At 35.3% G+C, this 14,657-nt stretch carries 13 protein-coding genes; 4 read left to right on the forward strand and 9 right to left on the reverse strand.

Annotated elements, in window-relative coordinates; genetic code table 11:
• Positions 1-24: 24 nt before the first annotated feature.
• The 9 genes from FTT78_RS09615 to tviB are packed head-to-tail and all read right to left on the reverse strand — an operon-like array spanning position 25 to position 9,699.
• On the reverse strand, positions 25-690 hold the full coding sequence (locus tag FTT78_RS09615) for an acetyltransferase (protein WP_180044137.1): 666 nt from the start codon (positions 688-690) through the stop codon (positions 25-27).
• Positions 680-1,282 carry a sugar transferase gene (locus tag FTT78_RS09620; protein WP_180044139.1) on the reverse strand — a complete coding sequence of 201 codons (603 nt, stop codon included), beginning with the start codon at positions 1,280-1,282 and terminating at the stop codon, positions 680-682. Before FTT78_RS09620 ends, FTT78_RS09615 begins: the two co-directional genes overlap by 11 nt.
• A 2-nt stretch (positions 1,283-1,284) precedes the next feature.
• Positions 1,285-2,454 carry a glycosyltransferase gene (locus FTT78_RS09625; protein WP_180044141.1) on the reverse strand — a complete coding sequence of 390 codons (1,170 nt, stop codon included), beginning with the start codon at positions 2,452-2,454 and terminating at the stop codon, positions 1,285-1,287.
• 6 nt (positions 2,455-2,460) lie between these two features.
• On the reverse strand, positions 2,461-3,702 hold the full coding sequence (locus tag FTT78_RS09630; protein WP_180044143.1) for an O-antigen polymerase: 1,242 nt from the start codon (positions 3,700-3,702) through the stop codon (positions 2,461-2,463).
• Positions 3,699-4,793: a glycosyl transferase family 1 gene (locus FTT78_RS09635; RefSeq protein WP_180044144.1), complete on the reverse strand. Its 1,095-nt coding sequence runs from the start codon at positions 4,791-4,793 to the stop codon at positions 3,699-3,701. The genes FTT78_RS09630 and FTT78_RS09635 overlap by 4 nt, the downstream gene beginning before the upstream one ends.
• Positions 4,790-6,004, reverse strand: coding sequence for a lipopolysaccharide biosynthesis protein (locus FTT78_RS09640; protein WP_180044146.1), 1,215 nt, complete (start codon positions 6,002-6,004; stop codon positions 4,790-4,792). The genes FTT78_RS09635 and FTT78_RS09640 overlap by 4 nt, the downstream gene beginning before the upstream one ends.
• Before the next feature lie 11 nt (positions 6,005-6,015).
• Positions 6,016-7,272 (reverse strand): UDP-N-acetyl-D-mannosamine dehydrogenase, encoded by a 1,257-nt coding sequence (wecC, locus tag FTT78_RS09645; RefSeq protein WP_180044148.1) that lies wholly within the window; start codon positions 7,270-7,272, stop codon positions 6,016-6,018.
• Between the two features lie 18 nt (positions 7,273-7,290).
• Complete coding sequence (wecB, locus tag FTT78_RS09650) at positions 7,291-8,412, reverse strand: non-hydrolyzing UDP-N-acetylglucosamine 2-epimerase (RefSeq protein ID WP_180044150.1); 1,122 nt, start codon at positions 8,410-8,412, stop codon at positions 7,291-7,293.
• A gap of 9 nt (positions 8,413-8,421) precedes the next feature.
• Entirely contained in the window at positions 8,422-9,699 is a 1,278-nt protein-coding gene (gene tviB, locus FTT78_RS09655; protein ID WP_180044152.1) for a Vi polysaccharide biosynthesis UDP-N-acetylglucosamine C-6 dehydrogenase TviB, read from the reverse strand.
• Positions 9,700-10,015: 316 nt separating this feature from the next.
• On the opposite strand from tviB, the gene FTT78_RS09660 reads away from it, so the two are divergent.
• The 4 genes from FTT78_RS09660 (at position 10,016) to FTT78_RS09675 (ending at position 14,500) form a co-directional block, all read left to right on the forward strand.
• On the forward strand, positions 10,016-11,119 hold the full coding sequence (locus FTT78_RS09660; RefSeq protein WP_180044154.1) for a polysaccharide biosynthesis/export family protein: 1,104 nt from the start codon (positions 10,016-10,018) through the stop codon (positions 11,117-11,119).
• Positions 11,119-11,547 carry a low molecular weight protein-tyrosine-phosphatase gene (locus FTT78_RS09665; RefSeq protein WP_180044156.1) on the forward strand — a complete coding sequence of 143 codons (429 nt, stop codon included), beginning with the start codon at positions 11,119-11,121 and terminating at the stop codon, positions 11,545-11,547. The genes FTT78_RS09660 and FTT78_RS09665 overlap by 1 nt, the downstream gene beginning before the upstream one ends.
• 51 nt (positions 11,548-11,598) lie before the next feature.
• Positions 11,599-13,785: a polysaccharide biosynthesis tyrosine autokinase gene (locus FTT78_RS09670; RefSeq protein ID WP_180044158.1), complete on the forward strand. Its 2,187-nt coding sequence runs from the start codon at positions 11,599-11,601 to the stop codon at positions 13,783-13,785.
• Between the two features lie 340 nt (positions 13,786-14,125).
• Complete coding sequence (locus FTT78_RS09675) at positions 14,126-14,500, forward strand: endonuclease domain-containing protein (RefSeq protein ID WP_136143550.1); 375 nt, start codon at positions 14,126-14,128, stop codon at positions 14,498-14,500.
• Positions 14,501-14,657: the final 157 nt, after the last annotated feature.

Below are 14,657 nucleotides of genomic sequence, written 5' to 3' on the forward strand. Positions count from 1 at the left end.
CCTGAATTTTTAAAATTGAAAAGCTTATTTTTTCTCTAGAATTCGTGCCGGATTACCGATCACCGTGACGCCCGGTGGTACGCTTTTGGTGACTACTGCGCCCATACCGACAACTGCACCTTTACCAATAATCAATGGTCGATCTGGTGTACCCTGTTTTATTATCGCACCTGTTCCAATATAAACATGGTCTTCAATATGGATATTGCCATTACATTTTACCCCTGGGGCAAATGTAACATAGTCACCAATTACACAGTCATGCGCGACATAACTAAAATAATTAGCATGAAAATACTTACCAATTTGAATATTTGAGGTAAAGTGAACGTGGTTGCATAAAACAGCACCCTCACCTATCTTTACCTCATCCATCATAATCATTGTATCTGCATAAACAGACCAAGCTTTAATTCCTACCAAATCGAGCTTTAAGACAAGTTTTTCTCTAATTCTACTATTGGCTATTGCTATAGCAACATATTTATCTTGAGCAGGTAATTTTTTAAATTCCTCAAAGCTATATACTTTATGACCATTAATTAAGGTGTTATTTTCACCATCATCAATAAATACAAGTTCATAATCTTGTGCATCTAGATGACTCAATTGTTTTCTAGCTAAAGGCATAACACCACGGCCAAAGCCACTGGCCCCATAAATAGCATACAATATTTTATTACTGCTCATTTTTGTTTCCAGTAAAACGAGTCATAGTTACCTCTTCAGATTGATTAATACCTTCTTTAATCAAAACTTTTTTTACTGTTTGAAACATAATTTTAAAATCAAGCCAAGTGGAACGGTTTTCGACATACCATGTATCAAGCTTAAATTTTTCTTCCCAACTAATAGAGTTTCTTCCATTTACCTGAGCATAACCGGTCATGCCTGGACGTACATTATGACGCTTCGCTTGCTCTTCATTATATAATGGCAAATAATCCATGAGTAATGGTCTGGGTCCAACAATACTCATATCACCTTTAATTACATTCCAAAGCTCTGGCATTTCATCTAGGCTTGTTGCACGCAGCATTTTTCCAAATTTTGGCAAACGTTGTTCGTTGGGTAATAAATTACCCTGAGCATCTCGCTCATCCGTCATAGTACGAAACTTGATCATTTCAAAGGGCTTGCCATGTAAGCCTGGACGTACTTGACGAAACAATACAGGAGAACCTAAATTTTTTTTCACCTTATGTGCGACATAAAAATAAAGCGGTGACAGTAAAATTAGGGCTATAGAAGCGATGATAATATCGAGGATACGTTTCAACATAATCAAATTAATTCCTCAATTAACTGTAAAATAGCTTTATAAGACTCCGGACGGTAAAAACTTTCTTTATAAATCAATCTATTCACTTCAGACATTCTTTGTAGTTGATCTTTGTTAATACTCAAAACTAACCTAGCAAGCTCCTCATAATCTCCTGCAAGATAATTAATCCCCCCTCCTCTAGATAATAGCTCCATAACTTCTTTATTTGTCTGAGAACTAAATATAGGCTTATTACAATAAAAATAATCTGAAAGTTTATTAGTAATAGACTGTTGAGCACTATCTTTAATAGCATTTAAAGCAATATCTGAGCTTTTGACTACTTCTATTGCGTCTGAATACTTTAAACTACCTAAAAATTTAACATAACCACCTAGTTGTTGATTAAGTTTTTTTAAGTAATCCTCTTTAGGGCCGGTTCCTACAATAATAAACTCAGCATCATCTCTGCAAATTGCAGCAGCTCTAATTATAGTTTCTAGATCATAGCTTTCACCTAAAGTTCCCAAATACACAGCTCTTACTTTATCATTATTATTTTGATAGTTGATGAGTGGTACACCATTAGCGCCAATATAAACTGCTTTTGCAAGGTCTTCCGGTAAATGATTTACGTTTGCTCTATTTAAATAAGTCTTTGAAACTGCAATCAAAGCATCGGCATACGAATAAGTTCTATTAGCATAGTAACTTACAGGCTTTAAAAGATAACTGCCTAGCGTAGACGATAAAATAGGAATTGCTCCAGTAATTGCTTCAGGCCATACATCCTGCACATCAATAATAAATTTAAAATTATATTTATTCTTTAACTGTCCTAATATATAGTTTGTTTTAATCAAGGGATAGGCCGAATAAACTAAATCATATTGAAAAATATTTTTATCTAAAAAATTTACAAAATTCTTACAAAAGATATAATGACTGTTAATTCTTTTTAAATCTATATTTTTTGAATATCCAGGTTCATCAATAAGCACTACCTTTACACCTTCTATTACAGGGTTGAAATTACGAACCGTTTTAGACTTATGGTGAAATAAACTCGTAACTAAAGTAACATCGTATTTTTTCTTTAAAATATTAACTAAAAATATAAATCGGTTTGATCCTGATTCACTAGGGAAGGAAAGATAAGGGGCGACAACAAGTATTTTAAATTTTCTCATAAATTCTTACCTTATTAATTTGTAAATTAAAGAGTTAAATACAAAGATAACTAGCAGATAAATAACCGCTACATTCAAACTTCCTCTAGCAATAAATATTATACAATAAGTAAAAGTTGGAATCATCAACCAATAAAAAATCAAACCTTTTTTCTTAGATATTTCCTCCAACCATAGCAAGAAAACAACTATTAAAGAAAATAATACTGAGGATAAATACATTCCATTAGCATAAATAGTTCCGTAGAGAGTAGGGTGCATCGTTGGATTTTGCACATAACTATTCCCCCCATAATATGCAATATACATAGTATTAGCAAAATCTTTAGGCTTAAGTCCTAAATCAAAAATGTCCCAAAAAAATAGAATTCTTAGATATGTGTGAAAATCACCGAAATTAAAATAATTCTCCAGATAATCATAATCTCTTATAAAACTAAAGTACACATTCCTTAACGATAACTCACTATTCCCATATTTAATTTGTTCAAAAATATTATTAATCATTACATTAAAATCTATAACATTCCCACTCTCTAGACTTCCCAGAAATCTAATCTGCTGTAGTATAAAAAATAAAAATACAAACACTAAAATAATGAATGAAGAAAAAAATATTTTTCTTTTCCAAACTAAAAAGTAAATAACAAAGCTAAGAACTATAGGTACCAAATAGCCCCGACTACGTATTAAAAGAACAAAAAGAATACCTATTAAAATTAAAATTAAAAATTTATATCTATTATTACTTTTCCAGTTTAGAAAAAGCACACCTGCACTAGCCACATATAAATAAGTAGCTAAAAGAAAAAATATATTATTCCCTCCCTCTAAATGCCTACTCCCCCAAGAGTATGCAAATATATTACCATCAGTTGACTTTAAAACTGCCAAAATCAACAAAAAAAAAGAAACTACAAATAAACCCTCATAAAATTTAAAAAAATTTTTTCTTAAATTTAAATCTAAGTCATCAATTCTTTCAGCCTCATTATAACAAGCCTTATAAAATATTAAGCTAAAAACTAGTAAATTCAAATTTACAAAAAATGTAAAGAAATTTGCCTCATCTATAATCCCTTTTGAAAAAAAAGCTGTATTAAAAAATACATCAAAAAAAACAGGGAAATAATAAAGAAAAGTTAAACCTAATGGCAACAAAACCATAGTACTTTTTTTATTAAAAAATAAGTAAATTAAAGCAAGGTTAAAAAAAAGTCCCAATAAATATAAAAAGATACTAATCATATTTTAACTATGTCCTGAAAATCTTTATAAAATACCTTCCAAGAATATACTAATGGTTTTCTACAATTATCAAACTCAATAGGAAGATTTGAAAAACTTTTAATTTCTGAACCATCTCCTTCCAATATAATTTTAGAATGATAATTTATAGTCGACTCTATCATACTTGGATTGTCTCCGATAATAAGCGGTGTACCTAAAGCCATAGCTTGATAAAGTCTATTTGCATCACAATATATTTGATTTAATGAGTTTTTCTTATAACATATTACTGTAAATTCACATTTTTTTAGCACTCTATTAATTTGTTTAAATGATAAGTAACCTCCTAATTTAAGTTGTTTATGATTAGGATCAATTCCATTAGTTTCTAAATAATTTTTATTAATTTTACCAGCGTGATAAATATAATAACCTTTACCAATTAGTGCCTTAATTATAACTGCTCCATTTCTGTCTTCTTGTAAACAATTTTGTAGATAAACAAATTTTTTGTTATTTATCCAATTTTCAGACTCTTCATTAAGATATTCTTCTTCATTCCCATCTATAACATCAGGATAATTACTAATAACATAAGAGTTACCATGCTTAAAGTTTAATAGATTTTCCAGATAATCTTTTCTACTTTGATTACAATGAATAACAATATCAGCTTTTCTATAAGCTAATTTAAAAAAACTCAATAAAAGCTTATTTTTTAAAAACCAAGTGGGAGGGAGCTCATGGTGATCCCAAATAATTTTAGAATTAGGATCTATTAATTTTATTAATAGAATTAAGCCAAACATAATTGGATCACAAATCCAGTATTTATTAATTTTCTTTTTTTTGGGTATTATATAAAAAAGACTTTTTATATAAAAATCAAAAACACCTAAAATACGAATAAAAATATTTCTTGGTGCTGCACCACCAAAAATACTTATTTCTTTCATAGGCTTATTTAACTCTTCCTCCGTCATATCACAGTCTTTAGCAACAAGAACATTAACATTTGCACCACATTCTGTAAGGGATCTTATCTCTTTTAAGACTCTTTGATCATTTCTCAAATTTTGAGTTTTTAAAATCATTAAAAAATTACTCATACTTCAAACCTACGTATTAATGAAATAACCATATAATAATGATACAAATACATAAAAAAGTTAAATATAGAATATAAAGCTAAACTAACAAAAAACTTATTGTTAAAGTCCAATAAAATGGGTAAAAATATAGATAGTAAAATCAATATCAACCTTATAATATCCCATTTCAATTGCTTTCTCTCTCCTCCAGTTAAAACTAATAACTGTGAAAAAGGAGAAAATGCAGTTTGCCCAACTAGAAATGGGAGTAAAACAAAAACAAAAACAAAAATACCAGACCAATTGTCTCCAAAAATAATAGATTCATATTTTTTTAAAATTAAACCTAAAATTAAAAATAAAATTGCTCCCCCCAAAAAGAATACCAAACTTATTTTATGTATTTTTTTTATTAATTCATTTTTATCTGTTTTTATAATTTTATTAAAATCACCTAGTAAAGCAATAGAAATTGACTGCGCAAATATAGTTACAGGAGCGCTTAGTAGTTTTTGTACAAAGAAAAACTTACCTACTAGAATAGGATCATAAAATTTTAAAACGACAATAGGATACAAATTCAATCCTAATGTATTTAAAAAGCTAGCAGAAACGACATACTTAATATAATTAAGTCGAGTTATAATCATTTTTTTTGCTTCAACAAAACTAACTATATAATACTTTTTTTTAGATAAAAATATTAAGCCTAAAATTCGCCCCAGTACCTCACCTAAAAACAACCCTCCCTTCATCCAATATAATAAAAGTTGAAAAACCACTGAAAATAGGCTCCTCCCCATCCTAACTATATTTACTAGTTTTAATTTATTTTCTCTTACATTTAGTATATTTATTGTATTAAACATATTAAATGTAGTTGCAGCTAGCACTATCAATATAGACCAAATTATATTTCCTACAGACCCCTTACCCCCTATCAAAGATAAAGTGAAAAATGTAATAACAGTTAAAGGTAAAAACATAATAATTGCTACAGTATTAATTACCGGCAACACCTTCTCTATATCATCTTCTTTAGGCAGTAAAGTTTCCAGCTTTAATGTTACAAAAGCGACCAAAATTGCTGATAGCGAAAAATATAAACCAAATAAAGAAAACTCTTCTGGACTATATAGCCTCGACAATAAAGGAACACTAGCAGCTGTAATTAACTGTGCTAGTATTACTCCCCCACCAAACTTGATAGCTTTTTCTAAGAAATTCATAAAAATTAATCTTAAGAAACTATACCCTTAGTATCAATTATGAGTTTTCCATTAAATATAAGTTCTTGTTTAAACTCTTTATGATCTACTAAAATTAGATGGATATCAGCTCTTTCCTTTTCTTCCAAGTGAATAAGTTGAACATTAGTAGGCATACCTTCAGGTAATTTATCAATATTTGGCTCTACTGCTAAAATATTTAGCCCTTGCTCTGCCAGTTTTTTTGTAATATTCAATGCAGGACTTTCACGTAAGTCATCAATATCTGGTTTAAATGCCAAACCATAACAAGCTACAGTTACATCTTTAATGGTTTTTTCAGGGTTGGCCTGCAAAAACTCTGCAATCTTAATTTTAACCTGATCTATCACCCACTCAGGTTTTGCATCATTGACTTCACGTGCAGTACGAATTAAACGAGCTTGCTCTGGCGTTTTAGACACAATAAACCATGGATCAACCGCAATACAGTGCCCGCCTACTCCAGGACCTGGCTGTAAAATATTGACTCGTGGGTGACGATTCGCAAGTTGAATCAACTCCCATACATTAATATCTAATTTGTCACAAATAATAGAAAGCTCATTGGCAAATGCAATATTTACATCACGGAATGAATTTTCTGTTAATTTGCACATTTCTGCCGTGCGTGCATTGGTTTCAATGCAATCGCCTTTTACAAAAACTTTGTACAAATCAATTGCCGCTTGCGAACAACGAGGTGTCATTCCCCCCACAATACGGTCATTACTAATCAACTCTTGCAGCACTTTTCCTGGCAACACACGCTCTGGGCAGTGAGCAATTAAAATATCGGCTTGCTCGCCAGCTTGTTGCGGGAAACTTAAATCTGGACGTGCTTCACTTAACCATGCTGCCATTTGCTCAGTTGCACCTACTGGCGAGGTAGACTCTAAAATAACTAAATTTCCTTTCACCAAATGTGGAGCAAGCGCTTTCGCCGCAGACTCAATATATTTTAAGTCTGGTTCATGGTTATCTTTAAAAGGGGTCGGTACAGCTACAATATAAGCATCTGCAGCAACAGGACTTAATTGTGCAGAAAGCTTTTGTTGTCCAACAACATCACGCACTAAAGCATCTAAATCTGGTTCTACAATATGAACCTTCCCCTGATTAATTAAATCTACCGCGTGCGGATTAACATCTACACCTGTAACTTTTACACCATGGGCAGCAAAAGTTGCTGCTGTTGGTAAACCGATATAACCTAAACCAATGACACAAATATGCTTAAACTGTTGCATTCTTTTTAACCTTCTTTATTACTTTAAAGCTTCAATAATCTGTTTACAGGCTGTTCCATCCCCATACGGGTTATGTGCTGCTGCCATTGTTTCATATAATTCAGTATTTTCTAGCAGCTCAACCACAGACTGTTGAATCAAAGCTGCATCTGTTCCCACCAGTTTTACTGTACCCGCCTCTACCGCTTCTGGTCGCTCGGTGGTATCTCGCATAACCAATACCGGCTTGCCCAAAGAAGGCGCTTCTTCCTGAATACCGCCAGAGTCGGTTAAAATCAAATAACTGCGGTTCATTAAATACACAAAAGGTAAGTAGTCTTGCGGTGCTATTAAATAAATATTAGAAATACCCGATAGCAATTCATTCACAGGCTTTTGTACATTTGGGTTTAAGTGTACAGGGTATACAATTTGCACATCAGGGTACTGTTTTGCAATATTTGCCAATGCTGTACAAATATTTAAAAAGCCTTGACCAAAGTTTTCTCGGCGGTGACCTGTCACCAAAATTAATTTTTTTGTAGAATCTAAAAAGTTAAATTGCTGCTCAAACTGAGCAATAACCGCCCGATCTGTTTCAACCTTTTCTTTTACAGTAAGCAAAGCATCAATAACCGTATTGCCTGTAATGGTAATATTTTTCGGGTCTATATTTTCTTTAATTAAATTATTATAAGAAGATTGCGTCGGCGCAAAATGATAAGTGGTTAACGCACCAGTAAGTTTACGATTTGCTTCTTCAGGCCAAGGTGAATAAATATCGCCAGTACGCAAACCTGCTTCTACATGACCAACCGCAATTTTATGGTAGTAAGCAGCTAAAGAGGCGGCAAAAGTTGTGGCCGTATCGCCATGCACCAACACAACATCTGGTGTCCACTCAGCAAAAACCTGCTCTAAACCTTTAAGTACGCCAGAAGTAATATCAGACAAGGTCTGTCCTGGTTTCATCAAGTTTAAGTCATAATCTGGTGTTAAGTTAAAAAGTTCCAGCACCTGATCCAACATTTGCCTATGCTGACCTGTTACACACACTTTAGTTTCAAAACCGCCTTCTTGTTGTTTTAATTGTAATGCCAATGGCGCCATTTTAATTGCTTCTGGTCGTGTACCGAAGACCAACAATACTTTCTTTTTCACAATACTACCTTATAACCGAATTGAACTATCTTGTTTATTTAATGCATATTTTAAATCATAGAGTACGTGCTTAGCTTTACCCAAAGCATGTATTTCTGCCGCTGTCATTTGTTTAAACTGATCATGAGCAACTGCTAAAATAACCGCGTCATATTCATTATTCTGCAATGCACTGATTGGAGCCAAACCATATTCATGCTCCACTTCTTTTGGGTCCACCCACGGGTCATAAATATCTAAATCCAGCTCATACTCTTTTAAAGCCTGAACCATATCAATAATTTTAGTATTACGAATATCTGGACAGTTTTCTTTAAAACTTAAGCCCATCACTAAAATTTTTGAACCCACCACTTGTATACGCTGCTTCACCATCTCTTTAATCAATTGCGTTGCAACATATTCACCCATACGGTCATTTAAACGACGTGCTGCTAAAATAATTTCTGGATGCAAGCCTAAAGACTGTGCTTTATGGGTTAAATAATACGGGTCTACCCCAATACAGTGCCCACCGACTAAACCTGGACGGAAAGGTAAAAAATTCCACTTGGTTCCCGCAGCCTGTAAAACCGCTTCAGTATCTATACCCAACTTATTAAAAATAACAGCCAATTCATTAATTAAAGCAATATTCACATCACGCTGGGTATTTTCAATGACCTTAGCTGCTTCAGCCACTTTTATACTCGGTGCTTTATGTGTACCTGCAGTCACAATCAGTTGATAGACTGCATCGACAAAGTCTGCAACTTCTGGGGTAGAACCCGATGTTACTTTTAAAATATTGGTCACACGGTGCAGCTTATCGCCTGGGTTAATCCGTTCTGGACTATAGCCTGCAAAAAAATCCTGATTAAATTTTAAGCCTGAGACTTGTTCCAAAACTGGAATACAAGCTTCTTCTGTAGCACCTGGGTATACCGTAGACTCATACACCACTACATCGCCTTTTTTGAGTACTTTTCCAATACTAGTAGACGCTTTAATAAGTGGGGTTAAATCAGGTTGTTTAAATTCATCAATTGGCGTTGGAACAGTCACAATAAAAAAATTGCAGCTATTCAAATCATCTAAATTAGCGGAATAAGTCAGTTGTGTTGCTTGTTTAAGTTCTTCTGGAGACACTTCTAAAGTGTGATCTTGCCCACTTTGTAATTCTTGTATGCGTTTTTGCTGAATATCAAAACCCACAACAGGCAGCTGCTTGCCAAATTCAACCGCTAGGGGTAAACCGACATAGCCTAAACCAATAATGGCAATTTTTAGGTCTGAGAGCTGTAGCATTTGAGCGCCTTTAAATTTATATCTGTATTTTATGAAGAATGGATCTTTCGGCAGGGATACTAGCAGAAATTCATGAAATTTCTATTGTGATTTGTGCTCAAATTACTTGAAATAGATCACAGTGTATAGTTTTTGTGAATATTCAACTTTTAGAATTTAGATTAAACCCACAATTTGCGGATTTCATCATTTCCTTTGCTAAAGATTTGACAGAATATGCAAATTGATTACAAATTGCTATGTACCTATTTGACAAGTTCGGTAAAATGGCAGCAATTGATTTAAAAGATTTTAAAAATTAATAATGGAATCTCGCGTGCGACACTTTCAACTGGCTGTTTTATTGGCATGTGGCATTGCCACGACGGGGTGCGCTGTCACCTCTGGCTTACAAACTTATGACTTACCAAATGAAGGGGTCTATACCACCGACTTGGGCACAGCGGTCAATGTGATTAAACTCACCCAAGACTCAATGCTTGCGGTGCAGCCTGCGGTTCACAATATTCAACAAGACTATGCACATTTATTTCATACACCACAGCGTCAATACAGCTTAAGTTCAGGTGATATTCTCTCTATTTATTTATGGGCATATCCTGAAATTACCCCGCCAACCAATACCATTAGTAACGAAAAAGCCGTTGAGTCAAATGGTTATCAAATTGACTCACAGGGTTATATTCAATTTCCTATTATCGGGCGTTATAAAGCCGCAGGTAAATCTTTAGCACAAGTGAATCGCGAGTTGCGCGGACAGTTAGCGCGTTATTTAAAAACGCCAGACGTGATTGTGCGAGTGTTGTCTTACCAAGGGCAGCGCTACTCGGTACAAGGCAATGTTATGAAAGGTGGGCAGTTCTATTTAAATGATCAACCGATCAGTGTGTATACAGCTTTAGGTATGGCAGGCGGGGTCAATGCTCAACAAGGTGACAATGCCTCAATGACTTTAGTCCGTCAAGGGCGTACTTATCAACTCAATACCGTAGAGCTGGAAAAAGCGGGGCTGTCATTGCACAACTTACTCATTCAGCCGAATGACACCTTATATGTCAATAACCGTGAAAACCAAAAAATTTATGTAATGGGTGAATCGGGTAAAAATCAATCGCTCCCTATGCGTGATCAAGGCATGAGCTTAAGCGATGTATTGGGTGAAAGCCTCGGCTTAAACCCACTGTCTGCCAGCCGCAGTAAAATTTATGTGGTCCGTAGCCAGCCGAATGCAGCACATACCGAAGTCTATCACATGGATTTATCCAGCATTGCCGATTTTGGCCTCGCCAATCAGTTTAAAATGCGCAGCAATGATATTGTCTATGTCGATGCTTCAGGTTTGGCCCGCTGGCAACGTGTGGTTAACCAAATTATTCCATTCTCAAATGCTTTATATAACCTAGATCGTTTGGGGAACTAATGAAAATTAATCACATTTTGGTGGTGTGTATTGGCAATATTTGTCGTAGCCCCATGGCAGAATACTTTTTAAAACAGCAGTACCCACACTTACAGATTGAATCTGCAGGTATTTCGGGTTTGGTAGGCCATGCAGCCGATGACAAAGCCCGTTTATGTATGCAACGTCACGGCATCGACATGAGTCCACATGTAGCAAAAAAACTCAATGCAGAGCTGATTAAAAAAGCCGATTTAATTTTGGTCATGAGCCAAAATCAGCAAAAGCATGTGGAACAAACTTGGCCCTTTGCCAAAGGCAAAACCTTTAGATTGGGACACTGGCAAAGTAAAAACGTGGCCGACCCCTATCAGCACGATCAGGCCGTATTTGATGAAACCTGTGCGTTAATTCAAGCCTGCATTACCGACTGGAAAAAATATATCTAGTTTCTTGATATTCAGCTTTTTTTAAAATTCTACTTTTTTGATATTTAAACTATGAGCCAAACCGCCAACACCGAAGACACCATTGATTTAAAGGAATTATTTTTTTCCTTAATCGCACAATGGAAAATGATTACTCTTTGCGTTCTACTCAGTATCGTCTGCGCTTTACTGTATTTAAGAACCACACCAGACACCTATGCAGTAGATGCTTTGGTACAGGTCGAAGACAGCAAAGGGGCCTCTGCAGCGTTATTGGGTGATCTGTCCAATATGATTGATCAGAAATCGCCTGCACAAGCTGAAATTGAAATTTTAAAATCACGTTTGGTGTTGGGCAGCGTGATTGATCATCTGAATTTAAATATTCGTGTTTCGGGTACAGAAGACAGTTTCTGGAATCGTTTAATTGCCAAGCATGAATATGACAGTGAATATTCATCTCAGTCAGTGCTATTTAAAGACAATCAAAAAAGTTTTGATATCCGCCAGTTCGATATTCCGCAATATTTTCAAGATAAAAACTTAATTTTAAAATTTGCACAAGGCAAATACAGCCTAACAGATGAAGTAACAGAACAGGTGGTTTTTTCTGCACCTTTAAACCAAGTCAGTCAATTACAGTCTGAATTTGGGCTGTGGAAAGTCGCTATTTTTAGTCAAGACAGCTTTAACGCTGCCTATAACATCCAAAAACAAAGCTTACCTGCTGCCATGAAAAGCTTAACCGCTGACTATTCTGTGGCAGAAAGAGGTAAGTTAACAGGTGTGTTGGGGCTGAATTACCAAGGGTCAGACAAACAACACATTACCCAAGTACTAAATGCCATTTTAGCGGCGTATAGCCAACAAAATATTGAGCGTCGTAGTGCAGAAACGGCACAGACCTTAAAGTTTTTGGAAGACCAACTCCCAGAACTGAAACAACAATTAGATGTGGCAGAACGTGAATTTAACCGTTTCCGCCAACAGTTTAATACGGTCGATGTCACCAAAGAATCTGAGTTGTACTTAACCCAAAGTATTACTTTGGAAACCCAAAAAGCGCAGTTAGAGCAACAAGTGGCTGAAGCTGCTGCCAAATACACCAATGAGCACCCTGTCATGCAGCAAATGAATGCGCAATTGGGTGCGATTAACAAACGAATTGCTGAATTAGACGGCACACTTAAACGCTTACCTGAACTACAACGCCAATATTTACAACTGTTCCGTGAAGTTGAGGTGAAACAACAACTGTATACAGGCTTGCTTAACTCTTACCAACAACTACGTATTGCTAAAGCAGGTGAAATTGGTAATGTGCGTATTGTCGATACTGCGGTAGAGCCGATTGAGCCAATTAAACCAAAGAAATTACAAATTCTGATTTTGTCCGTTTTCTTGGGTGGTTTTCTGGGCACATTATTGGCCTTACTGCGTAATATGTTGCGCTCAGGTATTAAAGATTCGAATCAAATTGAAAATGAACTGGATTTACCTGTTTATGCCACTGTGCCACGTTCACCTGTGCAAGAAAGCCGTATTAAAATTCTGAAAAAGAAAAAGAATATTCCTATTCTTGCGGTTAAAAATAGTGATGATATTGCGATTGAAAGCCTGCGCAGCATGCGTACTGCTATTCACTTTGCTTTAAGCAGTGCCAAAAACAATATCATTATGATTTCTGGCCCTGCACCAGAATTGGGTAAATCGTTTATTTCAACTAACCTAGCCACCATTTTGGCGCAAAGTGATAAGCGCGTATTATTGATTGATGCCGATTTACGTCGCGGTTATATGCACAAATACTTTAATTACGACCCTAAGCCTGGCTTAACCGAATACCTGAATGGTCAACAAGAGTTAGGCAGTGTTGTGCGCAATACTGAAGTTGAAAATTTAAGCTTCATCAGCCGTGGTAAAAGTCCTGCCAATCCGTCAGAGTTGTTAAGTACGCAAAAATTTGCAGACATGCTCACGCACTTGTCTAGTCAGTTTGACCATATTCTGATTGATACCCCACCAGTCCTTGCGGTAACCGATGGGATTATTATTTCACAATATGCAGGTGTGAATTTGGTTGTGGCACGTTATGGCAAAACTCAAATGAAAGAGCTTGAACTGACTGTTAACCGCTTTGAACAGGCTGGCGTGAAAGTCAACGGCTTTATTTTGAATGATATTCAACGTGAAGCGGGTGGTTATGGCTATGGTTATAACTATGCTTATGCCTATAAAGCCAATAAGGATGAGGATTGATTTATTAAATCTGCACGTTTTGCCGGCGCTAGGCTTTCCCCTTAGTCAAAGGTGAGCTATATATAGCAAAAGCCACCAACGTTAAAATCCCTCCTAACCTCCCTTTCTTACGCAAGAGTTTAAAGCTGTGCTTAAACTCTTGCTCAGGGAGGAACTCCATTACAAAGTTCCACTTGTGCTTCTCCCCCTTTGTCAAAGATGAGCTATATGCTCGTGCTAACCTCCCCCTTTATCAAAGGGGGATTGAAGGGGATTAAAAAAATCTAAAAAGATGAGCTATGTATGTCACAAGAAAGCTAATTAAAAATAAACCACTTTTTAAAACAAAGAATAAAAAACCATGCAACCCTATAACAAAAATTTAAAATATAACGCACGACAGTTAAGAAACAATATGACCGAAGCAGAACAAAAACTCTGGTTACGACTGCGTCAAAAACAACTCTTGGGCTTACAGTTTTACCGGCAAAAGCCTATTCTGAATTTTATTGTAGATTTTTACTGTCCTGCGGCAAGTTTAATTATTGAATGCGATGGCAGCCAACATTTGAACGAAAAAGGCTTAAAGTATGATTTATTACGTGATCAGGCTTTAACACAGTTAAATTTAACGGTGTTAAGATTTAACAATTTACAAATTTTGCATGAACTCGATGCAGTCGTCCAAACGATTGAAAATGTGATTTTAAGTCAACACGCTGATAATCCCTCCTAGCCTCCCTTTAAAAAGGGTGGGAGCATTTATTACAAAGCCCTTACTAGTGCTAGCCTCCACCGTTTACAGAAGAACTTTCTTCTGAAATTTACAACAATACTCAACAATTCACATTGCAAAAATCCACTCAAAAACCTATCTTGGTTACAGTTTATAA

Source organism: Acinetobacter sp. YH01011 (assembly GCF_013420785.1).
In the GTDB taxonomy this organism is placed as follows: domain Bacteria; phylum Pseudomonadota; class Gammaproteobacteria; order Pseudomonadales; family Moraxellaceae; genus Acinetobacter; species Acinetobacter towneri.

What these genes read in the sequence shown, in the direction of transcription:
- FTT78_RS09675 (WP_136143550.1), top strand. Translation starts at nt 14,126, where the DNA reads ATGCAACCCTATAACAAAAATTTAAAATATAACGCACGACAGTTAAGA.
- FTT78_RS09635 (WP_180044144.1), bottom strand. Translation starts at nt 4,793, where the DNA reads ATGAGTAATTTTTTAATGATTTTAAAAACTCAAAATTTGAGAAATGAT.
- FTT78_RS09620 (WP_180044139.1), bottom strand. Translation starts at nt 1,282, where the DNA reads ATGTTGAAACGTATCCTCGATATTATCATCGCTTCTATAGCCCTAATT.
- FTT78_RS09630 (WP_180044143.1), bottom strand. Translation starts at nt 3,702, where the DNA reads ATGATTAGTATCTTTTTATATTTATTGGGACTTTTTTTTAACCTTGCT.
- FTT78_RS09615 (WP_180044137.1), bottom strand. Translation starts at nt 690, where the DNA reads ATGAGCAGTAATAAAATATTGTATGCTATTTATGGGGCCAGTGGCTTT.
- FTT78_RS09625 (WP_180044141.1), bottom strand. Translation starts at nt 2,454, where the DNA reads ATGAGAAAATTTAAAATACTTGTTGTCGCCCCTTATCTTTCCTTCCCT.
- FTT78_RS09670 (WP_180044158.1), top strand. Translation starts at nt 11,599, where the DNA reads ATGAGCCAAACCGCCAACACCGAAGACACCATTGATTTAAAGGAATTA.
- FTT78_RS09640 (WP_180044146.1), bottom strand. Translation starts at nt 6,004, where the DNA reads ATGAATTTCTTAGAAAAAGCTATCAAGTTTGGTGGGGGAGTAATACTA.
- tviB (WP_180044152.1), bottom strand. Translation starts at nt 9,699, where the DNA reads ATGCTACAGCTCTCAGACCTAAAAATTGCCATTATTGGTTTAGGCTAT.
- FTT78_RS09665 (WP_180044156.1), top strand. Translation starts at nt 11,119, where the DNA reads ATGAAAATTAATCACATTTTGGTGGTGTGTATTGGCAATATTTGTCGT.
- wecC (WP_180044148.1), bottom strand. Translation starts at nt 7,272, where the DNA reads ATGCAACAGTTTAAGCATATTTGTGTCATTGGTTTAGGTTATATCGGT.